At 45.8% G+C, this 14285-nt stretch carries 17 protein-coding genes; 4 read left to right on the forward strand and 13 right to left on the reverse strand.

The window, feature by feature from the left end; translation table 11 throughout:
• Nucleotides 1-77: 77 nt before the first annotated feature.
• Together ACN0R1_RS11030 and ACN0R1_RS11035 are read right to left on the reverse strand one after the other, a co-directional pair.
• A complete protein-coding gene (locus ACN0R1_RS11030) occupies nucleotides 78-2123 on the reverse strand; it encodes a hypothetical protein (RefSeq protein ID WP_417582770.1) in 2046 nt (681 codons plus the stop codon).
• A gap of 344 nt (nucleotides 2124-2467) precedes the next feature.
• Entirely contained in the window at nucleotides 2468-2683 is a 216-nt protein-coding gene (locus tag ACN0R1_RS11035; protein ID WP_151056256.1) for a TIGR02450 family Trp-rich protein, read from the reverse strand.
• Nucleotides 2684-3061: 378 nt separating this feature from the next.
• Between ACN0R1_RS11035 and ACN0R1_RS11040 the strand changes: the two genes are divergently transcribed.
• Entirely contained in the window at nucleotides 3062-4036 is a 975-nt protein-coding gene (locus tag ACN0R1_RS11040) for a DUF1852 domain-containing protein (protein ID WP_417582772.1), read from the forward strand.
• Nucleotides 4037-4063: 27 nt separating this feature from the next.
• The gene (locus ACN0R1_RS11045) at nucleotides 4064-5095 is read left to right on the forward strand and encodes a methionine synthase (RefSeq protein ID WP_151059141.1); all 1032 of its coding nucleotides are present in this window, start codon (nucleotides 4064-4066) and stop codon (nucleotides 5093-5095) included.
• 86 nt (nucleotides 5096-5181) lie between these two features.
• On the opposite strand, the gene ACN0R1_RS11050 is transcribed toward ACN0R1_RS11045, so the two are convergent.
• From ACN0R1_RS11050 to ACN0R1_RS11060, 3 genes are all read right to left on the reverse strand, one after another.
• Nucleotides 5182-5436, reverse strand: coding sequence for a type II toxin-antitoxin system Phd/YefM family antitoxin (locus tag ACN0R1_RS11050; RefSeq protein ID WP_417582774.1), 255 nt, complete (start codon nucleotides 5434-5436; stop codon nucleotides 5182-5184).
• A gap of 116 nt (nucleotides 5437-5552) precedes the next feature.
• Nucleotides 5553-5819, reverse strand: coding sequence for a transposase (locus tag ACN0R1_RS11055; RefSeq protein ID WP_417582989.1), 267 nt, complete (start codon nucleotides 5817-5819; stop codon nucleotides 5553-5555).
• 121 nt (nucleotides 5820-5940) lie between these two features.
• Nucleotides 5941-6195, reverse strand: a complete 255-nt coding sequence (locus tag ACN0R1_RS11060) for a hypothetical protein (RefSeq protein WP_417582776.1) — start codon at nucleotides 6193-6195, stop codon at nucleotides 5941-5943.
• 90 nt (nucleotides 6196-6285) lie between these two features.
• Between ACN0R1_RS11060 and ACN0R1_RS11065 the strand changes: the two genes are divergently transcribed.
• A complete protein-coding gene (locus ACN0R1_RS11065; protein ID WP_417582777.1) occupies nucleotides 6286-6564 on the forward strand; it encodes a type II toxin-antitoxin system RelB/DinJ family antitoxin in 279 nt (92 codons plus the stop codon).
• Between the two features lie 376 nt (nucleotides 6565-6940).
• Here ACN0R1_RS11065 and ACN0R1_RS11070 read toward each other — a convergent pair whose 3' ends face one another.
• From ACN0R1_RS11070 to ACN0R1_RS11090, 5 genes are all read right to left on the reverse strand, one after another.
• The gene (locus tag ACN0R1_RS11070) at nucleotides 6941-7222 is read right to left on the reverse strand and encodes a type II toxin-antitoxin system RelE/ParE family toxin (RefSeq protein ID WP_417582779.1); all 282 of its coding nucleotides are present in this window, start codon (nucleotides 7220-7222) and stop codon (nucleotides 6941-6943) included.
• Nucleotides 7219-7491, reverse strand: a complete 273-nt coding sequence (locus ACN0R1_RS11075) for a CopG family ribbon-helix-helix protein (RefSeq protein WP_417582781.1) — start codon at nucleotides 7489-7491, stop codon at nucleotides 7219-7221. Before ACN0R1_RS11075 ends, ACN0R1_RS11070 begins: the two co-directional genes overlap by 4 nt.
• A 148-nt stretch (nucleotides 7492-7639) precedes the next feature.
• The gene (locus ACN0R1_RS11080) at nucleotides 7640-7933 is read right to left on the reverse strand and encodes a hypothetical protein (RefSeq protein WP_417582783.1); all 294 of its coding nucleotides are present in this window, start codon (nucleotides 7931-7933) and stop codon (nucleotides 7640-7642) included.
• On the reverse strand, nucleotides 7933-8214 hold the full coding sequence (locus ACN0R1_RS11085; protein WP_417582785.1) for a hypothetical protein: 282 nt from the start codon (nucleotides 8212-8214) through the stop codon (nucleotides 7933-7935). Before ACN0R1_RS11085 ends, ACN0R1_RS11080 begins: the two co-directional genes overlap by 1 nt.
• A gap of 6 nt (nucleotides 8215-8220) precedes the next feature.
• Nucleotides 8221-8604, reverse strand: a complete 384-nt coding sequence (locus ACN0R1_RS11090) for a hypothetical protein (RefSeq protein ID WP_417582787.1) — start codon at nucleotides 8602-8604, stop codon at nucleotides 8221-8223.
• Nucleotides 8605-9486: 882 nt separating this feature from the next.
• On the opposite strand from ACN0R1_RS11090, the gene ACN0R1_RS11095 reads away from it, so the two are divergent.
• Complete coding sequence (locus tag ACN0R1_RS11095; protein WP_417582789.1) at nucleotides 9487-10362, forward strand: DNA ligase; 876 nt, start codon at nucleotides 9487-9489, stop codon at nucleotides 10360-10362.
• A 119-nt stretch (nucleotides 10363-10481) separates the two neighbouring features.
• On the opposite strand, the gene ACN0R1_RS11100 is transcribed toward ACN0R1_RS11095, so the two are convergent.
• From ACN0R1_RS11100 to ACN0R1_RS11110, 3 genes are read right to left on the reverse strand one after another with little or no spacing between them, the layout of a single operon-like run.
• Nucleotides 10482-10925, reverse strand: coding sequence for a hypothetical protein (locus ACN0R1_RS11100; RefSeq protein WP_417582791.1), 444 nt, complete (start codon nucleotides 10923-10925; stop codon nucleotides 10482-10484).
• On the reverse strand, nucleotides 10912-12249 hold the full coding sequence (locus tag ACN0R1_RS11105) for a phosphatase PAP2/dual specificity phosphatase family protein (protein WP_417582793.1): 1338 nt from the start codon (nucleotides 12247-12249) through the stop codon (nucleotides 10912-10914). Before ACN0R1_RS11105 ends, ACN0R1_RS11100 begins: the two co-directional genes overlap by 14 nt.
• Nucleotides 12246-14009: a bifunctional alpha/beta hydrolase/class I SAM-dependent methyltransferase gene (locus ACN0R1_RS11110; protein ID WP_417582795.1), complete on the reverse strand. Its 1764-nt coding sequence runs from the start codon at nucleotides 14007-14009 to the stop codon at nucleotides 12246-12248. Before ACN0R1_RS11110 ends, ACN0R1_RS11105 begins: the two co-directional genes overlap by 4 nt.
• Nucleotides 14010-14285 lie beyond the last annotated feature (276 nt).

The raw sequence follows: 14285 nt of genomic DNA on the forward strand, positions 1-14285 counted from the left end.
GTTGTGCGCATTTTATGCGCCCCGACGCAGAGAAAATGCAGTTTAAATGGCTCTTGAGGAACTTGTTCATACGTTCCTTAGGCTTGAAGCTTTCGAATGAATAGATAATCCTTAAACCAATCTTTGCACCCAGTTGAAACATGTCGAGTACGATTAAGCTCCACCTTAAATTGCTCATTATTATTAGAATTTGAGAGGATTTCAATTAATTGCGGGACACTAAAGAACCTACAATTAAAAAATGGATTATTTTCTCCGCAATATAGATCGGAGAAAATATCAGTTCGATATTGGTTCTGGAGTTCAGCAAGGTGCTTATTTATTTTTTTATCTTCTTCGGCATTACCGCTATCAATCTTTGCATTTATTAGACTGCCAAGTATTTGGTGTACAAAAGATCCATCTTGAATACCAAAGAACCCAAACAAGGACAAAGCTACACGCTCAACCTTCCGACCTGATAATTCTATTACTGAACCATCATCAAATTTAATTTCTCCATTGCGCCTAAGCATATATTCATGGCAGCCTGTTTGCGCTAAAGCGTGCAATAAAGATTGTGACAAGTCAATTGTTGACCTTAGAGTATCTCCAGCCCTTGCATCAGAAGTAAGAGTTTTTCTTTTTAACTCAATAAATATGATTGTATCATCCGTTTCTACAATGAAGTCACATTCACGTTTTTGGCTTTGAATACACAAATCTTTAGATATAAGATTCGGAATATTATACTCTTTATTTGAATGGACTTTTACTCCACTTCGACCAAACAAATCCTTAACCAGTTCCTCCGCAACCTTGCCTATTAAATTGCCATCAGCTCCATTTATTTTGCACAAATCTAGCAAGCAATTATAAAATCCATAGTTGCAAATAACAGGGTTAACATATAAGAATTTTCCTTCAATAGAGACAAAGGGTTTCTCGAAATAATTTCGCTTATATATCTCATTGGGCTTTAAATATCCAGCATTGATATCACTGACTTTAAATGACATAAATAACAATGAATCTTCGATATCGCTTGCAAAATATTTGTAATTAAGCCCATGTGTAATCTCATCTACTGAGAACACTAGCGGTTCATTGTGCTTTGATCTATTTGAAACCCATTTCAGTATATCTATGTAGACCTCTGCATTAATATTCATAGATTTAATTAATGAGGTGTCGAACATACCTTCAATCATCTTAACAAGATGATCAGAACTGATTTGATCTATCGAGAAGTACTGATCATATAGGATATGCTTTTGTATGGCAGGTAAAATAGTGTCATACCTATGATTTGTGTCGCTGTATTTATTGAATGTTTGCAAATTCTTAATACAGAAATAGTGCTTTGATAGCTCGATGCATTCGAGAAACAATTTATCAGGTCTTTTGAGCTTCTTAACACTATGTAAATTAGCCAAGCTTACATTAAACAAATACCCCCAAGGTACGCCAGCACGATATTCAAGTGAAACAGAAGGCTCAGGGCGTAAAAAGTATCGTCTAGCACCTTGATCATAATGCTTTGAAATACAACGAAGGGTTAAGTATATTGAATGATATCCAAGCTTTTTAAATCTATAGTTGATTGCTGACAATAATCGACTTTCAGAACCCTCACTGATAACAATATCTCCAGCTTCAATCGTAGTTTTAAACCCCTTCTTGTTTAAAAAAATTATGGATTCTGAAATTAACTTTTTTTCATTACACAAAGATGAATAAGAATTTTTGTCATAATTATAATTAGAAAGACATAGGTATGCTTCTAAGTAATCTCTCGCCAAGTTCCATGACTCCAGAGAAGCTGAGTAAGACTCAAGCCGGTTAATTATATATCTAATAAATCCTACAAATTTAAATGAATTTTTACACTCAATCTCACCTGATGAGAAATATCTTAGCGCGAGGTGATCTTGCACCTTCTCAAAATCAATCTGGCTAATCTCATTACCGTAAAGTGTATTTTTAATTTTTTCCTTTAAAAACTCCTGTACTTCACGGGCAGTTTTTTGAGCTCCAAACTTATATCCAAATGTTTCTGCTACATGTATGAACCCATCATATCGGTCAAAGTTTATCGACCAATTAATATCATCATTTTCTAGAAATTCTAATACAGATTCCATTCTTCAACCTTAAAGAAGTCTAACATTTATACCATAGCCCCAAAGACCACTATACCAATTCGACTAACCCTACACTTAAATTGGCAAACCCCAAGGCTGATCTATTTTCCCTCGCAGATACCGGTAGGCAAACAGATCATCAAGTATGCAGGCTTAACACACAGAGAAAGCCTATTGCAGTTGTGTAAACGGGTAGCATCCAAAATACAGTTAATTTACAGCCGCCGTATATCCAGATAGCCTGTAATGGATTAAAACAGGCAAAGTTGATTGCTGCAAGCTTTGTTGTGAGATTTAAAACCGCGCTATTAGCCACTCTGTTCAGGTGTTAAGGCAGTAGAAAACTACTTCCAACCCATTCGCCATTCTGCCTCATTCTTTAGTGTCTGCCAGGGAAAACTGTACACTTGCCGGGTCAGCACCGCCTCTAGCAAACACGCCACCACCCGCTCCTGCTCGTCCCGAACCAATTCCGTGACCATGAAGTGTTTCTCTTTATTATGCGGCGTAACGGCTGTCCATTTGCTGCGTAGCAGCTTCTCTGGATTGATGATGTTCACTGTTTGTCTCCACCCAACTGAAATCTATTGAACTGACTCATGCCATTTGAACGTTGGCGTAACCAAAATGGATCAGGTTGTAACCTGAGAGCGCCATGGCTGGCGCGGTGGAGCCCTCAGGTTCGCATCAGCAGTACCGACTTTTAAAGAGGATGCGGGTTGTGAGGTCCATTAAGAGGCCTTTAGACAGCTAGAATTAATATTACTCATGAAAAAATGAAATAACATCGTTTTCATTCATGTGAATTTAAACGTATAAAGTACACACAGCCTTCAAGCACAGACGACAGACCGGAGAGCGATTGGCGAACCCAGCAACAACAAACAGCATATTCAGGGTTTGTCTCAGCAAATGAGTAAAAGGGATACCAGACAGCGATGAATCAAGATTTCACTTTTAGTATTAAGCGTATTCGTTTCGATGAGCACTATCAGCCGTCGGACAGTACCCGTATCACCACCAACTTTGCCAACCTGGCAAGGGGTGAGTGTCGCCAGCAGAATTTGCACCATGCTCTGAAGATGATTGACAATCGTTTTAATGCATTAGCGCATTGGGATAACCCCAACAGCGATCGTTACTCTGTCGAGCTGGAAATCATTTCCGTTGATATGACAATCGAAGGCCAGGGTGACAGCTTTCCCTCGATTGAAGTGTTGAAAACCAACATTGTGGATCATGCCACCAACGAACGCATTGAAGGCATTGTTGGTAACAACTTCTCTTCCTATGTGCGGGATTATGATTTTAGTGTATTGCTACTTGATCATAACAAGCAGCAAGCCCAATTCAGCATCCCGGAGAATTTTGGCGATCTGCATGGCAAACTTTTCAAGTACTTCGTGAGTTCAAAAGCCTATCAGCAGCATTTCAAAAAGCCACCGGTTATCTGCTTGAGCGTTTCGGATAACAAGACCTATCACCGCACGGAAAACCAGCACCCAGTATTAGGCGTGGAATACCAACCAAACGAATCATCGCTGACCGAGCTGTATTTCAAAAAGATGGGCCTGGATGTTCGCTATTTTATGCCGCCCAACAGTGTTGCGCCTTTGGCCTTCTATTTCTTTGGTGATTTGCTGAACGATTACACTAACCTTGAGCTGATTAGCACCATCAGCACCATGGAAACCTTTCAAAAAATTTACCGGCCAGAAATTTATAATGCCAATGCTGTCGCCGGAAAATGCTATCGACCGAATTTGAAAAACCCGGATCACTCAATCACACACATAGTGTATGACCGGGAAGAGCGCAGCACCTTAGCCATCGCACAGGGGAAGTTTGCTGAAGAGCACTTTATCAAACCCTATCGTGCCGTTCTGGATCAATGGTCAGCTAACTACGCTTAATTAATCACTCAGATAAAAGTATTTATGATGAAAACACTATTACCGACATCAACAGCAGGCAGCTTACCTAAACCCTCCTGGCTGGCACAACCTGAGACACTCTGGTCACCCTGGAAATTGCAGGGAGAGGAACTCATTCACGGCAAACAGGATGCGCTACGTCTGTCATTGCAGGAACAACAACAGGCAGGTATCGATATTGTCAGTGACGGTGAACAAACGCGCCAACACTTTGTGACAACCTTTATCGAACACCTGAGTGGCGTTGATTTTGAGAAGCGTAAAACGGTCAGAATTCGTAACCGCTATGATGCCAGTGTGCCAACCGTAGTGGGCCCGGTTTCCCGACAAAAACCCGTTTTTGTTGAAGATGCCAGATTTTTACGTCAGCAAACCACGCAACCGATAAAATGGGCGTTGCCAGGCCCGATGACGATGATCGACACGCTGTATGATGACCACTATAAAAGCCGTGAAAAACTCGCCTGGGAATTTGCCAAAATACTGAATCAGGAAGCGAAAGAGCTAGAGGCAGCCGGTGTGGATATCATTCAATTTGATGAACCTGCCTTTAACGTATTTTTTGATGATGTGAATGCCTGGGGCATTGCCTGTCTGGAAAGAGCCATCGAAGGGCTGAAATGCGAAACGGCCGTCCATATCTGCTATGGCTATGGCATCAAAGCCAATACCGATTGGAAAAAAACCCTGGGCTCGGAGTGGCGGCAATACGAAGAAGCGTTCCCGAAACTGCAAAAATCCAATATCGATATCATCTCGCTCGAATGTCACAACTCACATGTGCCCATGGAACTACTGGAGCTGATCCGGGGTAAAAAAGTGATGGTCGGCGCCATCGATGTGGCAACCGACACCATCGAGACACCCGAAGAAGTCGCGGATACGCTGAGAAAGGCCCTGCAATTTGTCGATGCCGACAAGCTGTATCCTTGCACTAACTGCGGTATGGCACCTTTATCCCGTCAGGTTGCAACAGGCAAGCTCAGTGCCTTGGCAGCAGGGGCACAAATTGTGCGCAATGAATTACTGGCCAGATAAGATTCAACAGGCTGAGGGTTACTTTAAACCGGTAGTCCTCAGCACAATCATCGGCCCAGAATTCGCCAGTCCATGGCAGTAGACGGCTACTCACCTATCAAATCTCTGCTCGTTACTTTACCGGCTTTAAATTGTACAATTGAGCGATTCAAATGCTCAGCATTTGCTGGGGAGCGCAGCAGGTGCACTGTTTCCATCAGACTATTGTAGTAATCTAGCGACATAACAACAGCATCTTCAGAATCACGGCGGGTAATCACCACTGTATCTGCGTCATTAACGACAGAGTCTAGCACCGTTTTCAGACTATTTTTTGCTTCAGTAAAAGACACAATTCTCATAGAACCTCCACATACACGTTTTACCGGACATGTATAGCCTCAAACCCAAACATGTACAATAAAATGCACATCCATTCAGGCTATCACAACCACCGTTTGGTGGATTATGATTTGGCTCAATGCCTTTGTTGTCCCTGTGTCGCAATCTTCTCAAGGTTATGTACCATACAACACATCAACCACTGGGCATTGACCTTGGACTTGCCCCTCAGTGTAAACCGATTCAATCCTTTGTTACTTTCCAGGTTGCCGAACACCAGTTCAACCGTACTTAAACGTTGGCTGTAGAGATGACGTCCATCTTGTTGATTGGGTCTACGCAGGCACTGATGTTTTAGAGAACAGTTTCGACAGTGTTGGCGGTAACCTTGGAAGCTGATGATTTATTGTTCACCTATCAGTCCCTTGAAGTCTTCATTTTTGCACTATCTGGGTCAGTGATATTTCCCTTTACCGGTGTGCCACGCTGACCGAGCCGTTCAGGCATGGTCGCTAAGTGCTTTTTTATCTTGGCAGAGACTTTTTCCAGTTTCTCAATCTGGGCCTGTTTTCGGGCGAGGATTTCAGGGGGTTGAGTCTGTAGCAATCGTCCAGCCAATCCAAGCGCTTTTTCATCCCCGTGCCATTGACGAAAGAATCACCCACAAAAAAGATTCTAATATCTTTAGTCATTAACACCTCACGATTTTTGCCCTGACGAGCCAGCCATAAACGGTCGGGTGCAACGAGCGCAGGAGAAGACCAAGATAGTTGTTGCATGTAGCGCAGACGCCTATTGTTTTCAATTCGTCAGGCATTTGCTACACTTTGATATACATTGTAATACATAGTCAAGCAAATGGTGACATTATGAAGACTGAAATGCTGAGTACCCGAATAGACCACGACACCAAGTTAGCATTCACTAATGTTTGCGAAGGTATGGGACTTAGCCCCTCTCAAGCAATAAAGCTTTTTGCCAAGGCGGTAATTAATTACGGCGGCATACCCTTTGAGCTTAAAATGAAGCAGCCCAATGCAGCAACAGCCGCAGCCATCTCCGAGCTAGAGTCCGGCAAGGCGAGTTCCGTTACCAATCTTGAGGAGCTATTCGAGGAACTGAACATCGGTAAACTCGACAATGCTTAAACTTGAGTACTCGACCCAGTTTAAGAAGGACTTGGTTTTGATTTACAAAGCCGATGACACTTCTCTCAAGTTGGCTCGAATTGGCACCCATGCCGAGTTATTTCGATAGCACGTAACGCTTATATCTGCACTAGCCCCCCCATGTGAAACCCAACACTTACAACAACCTGGCTCGCAGTCGCGGTGTGCAAAAAGCAACAACCGAATCCCCCCTGAATTTTGGCGGGCTGGGAGCCGAGCTGTGGTGTAAGGGGGGCGAACAGCTGTTTCTTTAAAAGCTGGTCAGAGAAAGTAAGATGTATTCAACTCAGTGCCGCTGGTTTACCAGGGTATTGGCCTGGACATACATTTGAGCCGCGCAGGTTAAAATGGCCGCTTACCGTTCACCCTCCAGCGTATGCCATACCCGTAGAATAATAACGGCACTCGCATGTACTGAATAACGGACAACGTATTTTCCAAAAATCATGTCACGGACCGAGTCTGGTACCGGTGCAAAATCAACCGGCGTCCCCATTTTTGGGAAGTCTGGTAGCAGTTCGATCTTGCCTACCAGTTCTGCAGCTACTCTGGATGCCGCTGCAGGGTTATGGATTGCGATGAACTCCCTGAGGCGCTTCAAATCTTCAATGGCTTCATCCGTGTAAACCAGTTTCACTTATCCGACCTCGGTGCATCCTGCTCGTTTTCAGTTCCCCAGCTATTTAGCCAACTATGGACCTCGCTGGCATCGACTACTTTTCCTTGAGCAGCTGACTCCATCGCATCTAAGGTTTGTTGCCAGCGTTCTTGCTCTAATCGCTGCTTGTCAATGTATTCTGATAAAGCCTGGTTGATCACCCATCCTTTGCTCCGATGAAGCCTGCTCGCAATGGCTTCCAACTGATGCTCAACCTCAGCTTGTAATCGAACCGTAGTAACACTCATGATGAAGCCCTCAACTAAATGCAATGTAATACATTGTAGTAATTGAGTTTTAGAAAAGCAATTTTACACCCCAAGAAGAGGCATATTTTGCGTTTTTAATGCAGCAAAGCAAAATATGTCGTACAGCCTTGGTTGGTTAGCTACTTATTTATGGGGCTGACCACCATGTGGGTTGAGCTATAATAAACCCTGTTAGTAACAGAAATACTGACCAGTATATGACAGCTAGCGTATTGTTTTTTTGAAAAAAATAAGATGTGCTCCATATAACCACACTGAAAACAGCTAACGCATAGTATACAAAACCACCATAAACACCGATTCCTTTTCCGGAAAAAATAAAATCTCTAAAAGAGAAAATTAGATCAACTGCACCACCAACAAGAACAAGTAACGCAAAAAAATAAATAATATAAGAAAAATTTCTTTTTGTTAAAACCATTATCTAAGCCCCAACCTATATAATTCTTCTGCCAGAGATTCTCTTCGTTCATCCCCTGCAGGACCTTTCTCGGCATAATAAAAATATCCACTTGATGTTTTCATTTGTTCACTGAGAGTATACGTACTCAAAATTAATCTGGGTGTAGTCATGCCTGCATAAACTGGGTCACCAAATTCATCCAAGTCAATAACAAAAACATTTTTAATGTTTGTCATACCTTTTACGATGCTTAAAAAATTGTCGCTGATAGGACTACCAATTAAAACAAGATGATCCACATATGATCAACTTCGCGCATATTTAACTGCTAGTTGAGCAGCTATTAATGAGCCATATGAATAGCCAATTAAATTGAACTGTTTATGTGAGTTTGGGTATACTCGGAGCAACATAGGAAACCTAGGGTCATAATTTCTTCCGAATAAGACACCTATTGAAGCATCCATGTGTTGACCTCCAGACCATTTTTCTCTATCTAGATGTATGGCGCTCCTTACACCTGCTTCGTGGAGAGCACTGATCAACTGTGGGATATATACTCCATCGAGTCCGGCACCGCCTAAAAAGTAAGTTCCTTTGATGTACTCCCCCGGTTGAACACAGCACTTTCCTTTCAGAGGACCAAAAGTCCCAGCTTGATTTATGTGCGTGATCTCTGCAAATTGCATACTTTCTCCTTTATTGCATCAGCTAATGCGCCTGTCGGATTAGACATTTTGAACTCAAAATTCCCAGCATCGACAGTTCCTTCATTATTCTGTTAATTGTGACCTGCTCATATCAGTGAACCTTTCTACTCATTCAAACAGCCGATACTCATTCTCTAAAGCAGTCAGCCACTCTGCTAATCTATTCATTTACACAAACATCCAGTTCTAGATTTTCCAGAAGTATCGCTTCTTCACCGCACACTCCGGTGGTGGTGCCCCCACACTCCCATCTGCGTTTGTAGCTGAAATACACCCACCCACCAAGTTATCGGATAGTTATAAGTGCCCTTTAAGGAACGGGACCATGCAGCCTCGTTACCTCTAGCGAAATTAATAGTGAAGTGTGTAAACTCGTGAGACTGAGATGACTGAATGTTCTTAAGAACAGTTTCAATATCCCGCTTTTCAGAAATGTTTATGTTTAAATAGTTCATAATGCGTCCTTTCGTTTTAACTTGAGTGTGTCGGTAATTTGCAACCCAAGTTGTCCATATTCAGATATTTCTATAAAACCAGGCACGCTACCGCCCAACCCTTGCTCAATCACAAATGGGGTATATCCAGATTATCCATATGGATTAAAACAAGCAAATTCGCATATTGCAAGGCTTGCTTGGGATCTGAAGTTATGTTGTTCGGAGTTTTGATGCAGTAACCACTTCCAGCCGCCTCTGCTCATCCCGAACCAGCTTCGTGACCATAAACAGTAATGGTGGCTCCTATGCGAACGGAGAGCGACTAACTCATTGCCGCCGTGCGAAGCATGCTTCCCAGTGCTATAATCTATTCGTACCGCTAGCGCAGGAGCGCTGCAACTTACTGACAAGCAAGGATGCTATGATGTCAAACCTCTCGAAATTCTCAAAACTACCTCGCGTTTATTTTATTGTTCTGTGTGTTGGCGCTTGTGCCCTGTTCTCTGTGAAATCTTCAGCACAGGTACAACTGGCAAAGGTTTATGACCAGGATAGTACCGTCACCATCAGCGACTATTTAGTCAGTGAAAAATATGATGGTATAAGGGCTATCTGGACGGGCGAACAACTGCTGACCCGGCAAGGCAACCCGATACCAGCGCCTAATTGGTTCACCGCGCCCTTACCCGCGGTTTGGCTGGATGGTGAGTTATGGACACAACGTCAGGATTTCGAAGCCCTAAGTAGCATCGTACGCACCCAAACAGCCAACGATGACCGATGGCGCCAGGTCAGTTATATGGTTTTTGATATGCCTGATGCCCAGCTCCCCTTTGAGCAACGTTACAAAAACTATACCGACTTAATAGAGCAGATAAATGCAGCGCATATCAAAGCCATACAACAGCTGCGTTTTGATTCCAATCAGGCGTTAAGTGAACATCTGCAGGCTCTTGTTGAAAGCGGCGCAGAAGGCTTGATGCTGCATTTAGCCAGCGCACACCATCGGTCCGGCAGAAGCGATGCGTTATTGAAGCTAAAGCCTTATTTTGATGCCGAAGCCGAGGTGATTGCGCATTTGCCCGGCCAAGGCAAATACACCGGCATGCTAGGCGCTCTACGAGTGCGAAATCAACAAGGCATTGAATTTTCTGTCGGCAGTGGATTCACTGATGCCGAACGCGCCAATCCCCCGCCTATCGGCAGTACAATTACCTATAAATACCACGGCTACACCAATAATGGTCTGCCCCGCTTCACCAGTTTTTTACGGGTTCGGGGCGATAGGCAGCACGAATAAGGATTCGCTCTGATCCACTCAAAAATTCTTTAGTGATCAGGTAGGGATCTGTTTCACGGTAAGCGACTTCCCGAATACCCTCTTCCTCGAACTGATACAGAGTGGCACCGGGAGATGCCTTAAAACCAGACAGCAACAGCCGTCATTAGCAGCTGCATCACCATGCAGATTAGCTGCAGACGCAACAGTCGTAGGGCGCCAGCGCGCCGGTTGCTCAGGTCTGTTTTGATATCTGTTGCAGCTACGCTTCGACCCACCTGCTTATCAAAGGCGTTCAGGTCCGCCTTGGGATCGGCACTTCCGTGCCAGCGATTGGCCCAGGTGCGGAAGATATTGGCATCAAACCTTACCCGCAAAGCAAAGTAAACCTGCAGGAGTGCCATAGCCATTGCTGCCAATAGCAGAGGATGACTCACCGAGTGCCCTAGCAACCATAGCAGCAGCAGCCCCAGCATCAATAAGGCAACACTGATCTGGGCTATATAAGAGCCGATATTGAGCAGGCTTGCGGTAACGGCGGCTTTGGCTGCCAGGGTATTGAGCTCTTGTTCAGGTGGGGTCATGGTTAGGTGCCTTCAATATAAGTGCCTTCAATACCTGACGATGTGTTTCCTTGAAGACGACCTGTGGACGACCTGCTTTAATCATCCTTATCGCGTTGTTGACACTATCGGCCCGACCGCTGAGTAACAACCAAGCCGCTACAGTTAAGGCACTGCGAGAGTAACCCAGAGCACAACAGACGAGGATACGAGCTCCGTTTTGGTGAGCTGTTTCCAGTGTATCTGCCGCCTGTTTGAGCGTGTTTACATCAGGCACAGTCAGATCGAGCATCGGAACACTGTAGCGCTGGGTAGCCGTGCGTGGTGAGTCGAACTCGGCGGTCAAATCCACGAGGGCATCAAAACCACCTCGACTCAGTTCAGACGCCGTTGGTATGCGACCCAGCCAGACTTTATCGGTGATTTGATTGGCTGCCGGCTGCTGGCGTGTCCAGAGACGACTGTTGATCCAAGCCCCCAGCCGATAGGGAGCCAGTAACCAGCGTACAGCAACAGCTTGCTGCCCATCCTGCTTCTGGAAGCCAGCCGCACCTGCCCAGGCGTAATTGATAGCAACCAGTGTCAGCGCAGCAGCCGGCCACATGGCCAGCAGTGCCCATCCACCCAGCATGGCGATCAAGGTACAAATGACTGCACCAAGCAGATAGCTGAGAGCAAGCTGCGGATGGCTACGACGCGCGCCCTTGCGGATAAGGAGTGGCGAGTCGACCCTATCAGGCCACAACCACAGGCAGAGAAACCCGACAAGCAAACCAGTCGGCACATCGATGAAATGGTGCTGCCAGGTGGTGAGCACAGAGACAGCCACTAACACAGCCCAACTATGCCATACCCATCGCATCTCAGGACTAGCACGCCTCACCAGCGCCCACCAGATGATGACCAGCAGACTGATATGCAGAGATGGAGCCTGATTGTAGGGTAGATCAAAACCGGCCAGGAGATCGAAGAACGTACCGAATATGCCGGTCGTTTCAGGTTTCTCACCGGAGAAGCGTAGCGGAAAAAGGATAAAACAGCTCACAGAAATCAACTGTGCCGTTAATAGCCGCAAGCCGTGATGATTAACCTCTCGTGGACCGCGACAAGCCAGGAAAGAGAAGCCATACATAAGGTCGATGGACCAATAGGGCAAGATAGTCCAGGGAAGAAAAGGGATCACCCACTCCCAGGCAAAAACAATACTCTCCGTCACCCCACGACTGGCAGCCCATTGATTGCTCCAGCCGTAGCTCAGAAAAAATAGGGGTGCCAGCAGAACCAGCCAGGCGAGACTGTGCTTTAGCCGAATCGACTCGCGAACAGGCGTAGCAACCGTATTCATACTAGCTGGCGTCGTGCAATCGATACGGTAAAGATGCCCCACTCGTCAATACGCTGTTCAATCTTTACAAAACCGGCCTGACGTACTAACTGATCCATTTCTGCTTGAGTGCGGCGACGCATAACCCAGGCATCACCATCACGATGACTGGTGAGAGCCCGCGCAATCATCTCCAGTTGTGGATGCCAGGGCTGACCTGTGTAGATAAGATAACCACCCTCTTCGATGGCCTGCGCCATGCCTGCCAGGGAAGCCTGCACCATATCGTTATCCGGGAACAACTCATACAGGCCTGAAACGATGCCTAGTGTGGTTCCCGGCTGTGCATTGGCAACGGACTCGGTGTTGAAAGCATCACCTTTCTCAAAGCGAATCCAGTCTGACAGGCCTCGTTCTTCGATCAGCCGTCCGCCATCACGCACGTTGATATCAGAATAATCACGCAACAGCACCCGGTCGGATGTATCGGCCTCATGGGTTAGCGCATCAAGTACATAGCGGCCATGACCAGCAGCGATATCGAGCACCTTTACCGGTTTGCCTTCCTCGCGCAGCTTAGCTCTGACCTGACGCAACAGCGCTTCCATGTTCACCTTGCGCTGGCGAATGCCACGCCAGCCAATGGCATTCAGATAGTTTTTGTCCACCAGGCGGCCGATAAAGCCAATCCCGCCAGGCTGGTTTCGATAAACATAATCAAGCGAACTACCCGAGTCGAACCCGGTGCGATAACCCAGGGCGATACCATCTGAAACCATACCTGACCAATGCAGTCCTTGGCGGTAACGCTTCCACCACCAGTTCTTAAAACTCCCTTTGGGTAACGGTGCAGAGAGTTGCTGGGACTCTTCAAAGGTATAACCCTGGCGGTCAGCCTGTGTCAGATCTACCACAGGTGCAGGCTCATCGAACTGACGCTGTATGAACTGACGAATCAGCGCCACAGCCTGGTCACGGTCCGCCTCACCCAGCGTGTCATGGTAGAAACCTTCAAGTAGATGCATTTCCTTGACAGAGGAGCCGAGATTATTGAAAAAATCGATTTGTGGCTGCTGCTCAACCACCCAGTCTGAACCCGAGATCAGCAGTTGCGTGGGTAGGGTGATGGCTGCTGCATCGACAACTACACGCTCTGCTGCCTCGTAGAGACCAAGCAGGATGTTCACTGAGATCGCCCGGGCAATCAGCGGGTCATTATCGAAGCTGGCCTGACGTTCCGGATCATGCGTAAGGAGTTTCGACTTAACATAGCTGTTGACGAAAAAGTTACCGCGTATTTTCTGCAGCAGTTTGAGGCCCAGCCGTGCAAAGGGCACATAGAGCTTCACCTTGAAAGCGGGTGAAGCCAATACCAACGCCCGTACTTGCGGTGCATAATCGTGCGCCCAGGTGGAAACCAGTACCGCTCCCACGCTCTGTGCCAGTATGACCATATCTCCCTGATCGACTCCATGAGTCGCCTGGATATGGTCAATGAAGGTTTGTACATCACGTACCGAGGTACCGTAACTCGGGGAAAAACCACGTTCACCCGGCGAATGACCATGGCCACGAGCATCCCAGGCAAAAATATCGAAATCGTCTAGAGCAAGTTCTTCAACCAGATGCGCCATGCGACCTGAATGTTCATGGCCGCGGTGGAACATAACTACGGCACCCCGCCTCGCCCCTGTCGCTGGCCAATGACGGTAGAAGAGCTCAACACCGTCGTATGTGCTGAAGTAATTCTCGCTGGCGATGGGATTTGTCAACATATCCATGGTATTTCATCCTTTTTGTTTGAGGCTTAGGGTTCCACTCAATGCCTCTGCTGCCCTTGGGGCGCACTCTTTTCAGGGTTGTGAATCATGCATTGCAAATATACGTTGGATTTGCCCCAGAGGGCAAACCGATTCAGTTTTTAAAGCATGACCCAAATCAAAACCTATTGATCTGACTTATACCGTTTAAAAATGACCATCTAAATTAAGCCTAAAGTTTCACTATAAATCGACTTTAGTACAGGTCTAATTTGTATCTTTACAGCTGTATAATAA

This window comes from Nitrincola sp., from assembly GCF_048264025.1.
Taxonomy (GTDB): domain Bacteria; phylum Pseudomonadota; class Gammaproteobacteria; order Pseudomonadales; family Balneatricaceae; genus Nitrincola.

What these genes read in the sequence shown, in the direction of transcription:
- ACN0R1_RS11040 (WP_417582772.1), top strand. Translation starts at nt 3,062, where the DNA reads ATGAATCAAGATTTCACTTTTAGTATTAAGCGTATTCGTTTCGATGAG.
- ACN0R1_RS11065 (WP_417582777.1), top strand. Translation starts at nt 6,286, where the DNA reads ATGAAGACTGAAATGCTGAGTACCCGAATAGACCACGACACCAAGTTA.
- ACN0R1_RS11045 (WP_151059141.1), top strand. Translation starts at nt 4,064, where the DNA reads ATGAAAACACTATTACCGACATCAACAGCAGGCAGCTTACCTAAACCC.
- ACN0R1_RS11080 (WP_417582783.1), bottom strand. Translation starts at nt 7,933, where the DNA reads ATGGTTTTAACAAAAAGAAATTTTTCTTATATTATTTATTTTTTTGCG.
- ACN0R1_RS11110 (WP_417582795.1), bottom strand. Translation starts at nt 14,009, where the DNA reads ATGGATATGTTGACAAATCCCATCGCCAGCGAGAATTACTTCAGCACA.
- ACN0R1_RS11030 (WP_417582770.1), bottom strand. Translation starts at nt 2,123, where the DNA reads ATGGAATCTGTATTAGAATTTCTAGAAAATGATGATATTAATTGGTCG.
- ACN0R1_RS11100 (WP_417582791.1), bottom strand. Translation starts at nt 10,925, where the DNA reads ATGACCCCACCTGAACAAGAGCTCAATACCCTGGCAGCCAAAGCCGCC.
- ACN0R1_RS11095 (WP_417582789.1), top strand. Translation starts at nt 9,487, where the DNA reads ATGTCAAACCTCTCGAAATTCTCAAAACTACCTCGCGTTTATTTTATT.
- ACN0R1_RS11105 (WP_417582793.1), bottom strand. Translation starts at nt 12,249, where the DNA reads ATGAATACGGTTGCTACGCCTGTTCGCGAGTCGATTCGGCTAAAGCAC.
- ACN0R1_RS11090 (WP_417582787.1), bottom strand. Translation starts at nt 8,604, where the DNA reads ATGCAATTTGCAGAGATCACGCACATAAATCAAGCTGGGACTTTTGGT.
- ACN0R1_RS11060 (WP_417582776.1), bottom strand. Translation starts at nt 6,195, where the DNA reads ATGCAACAACTATCTTGGTCTTCTCCTGCGCTCGTTGCACCCGACCGT.
- ACN0R1_RS11075 (WP_417582781.1), bottom strand. Translation starts at nt 7,491, where the DNA reads ATGAGTGTTACTACGGTTCGATTACAAGCTGAGGTTGAGCATCAGTTG.
- ACN0R1_RS11050 (WP_417582774.1), bottom strand. Translation starts at nt 5,436, where the DNA reads ATGAGAATTGTGTCTTTTACTGAAGCAAAAAATAGTCTGAAAACGGTG.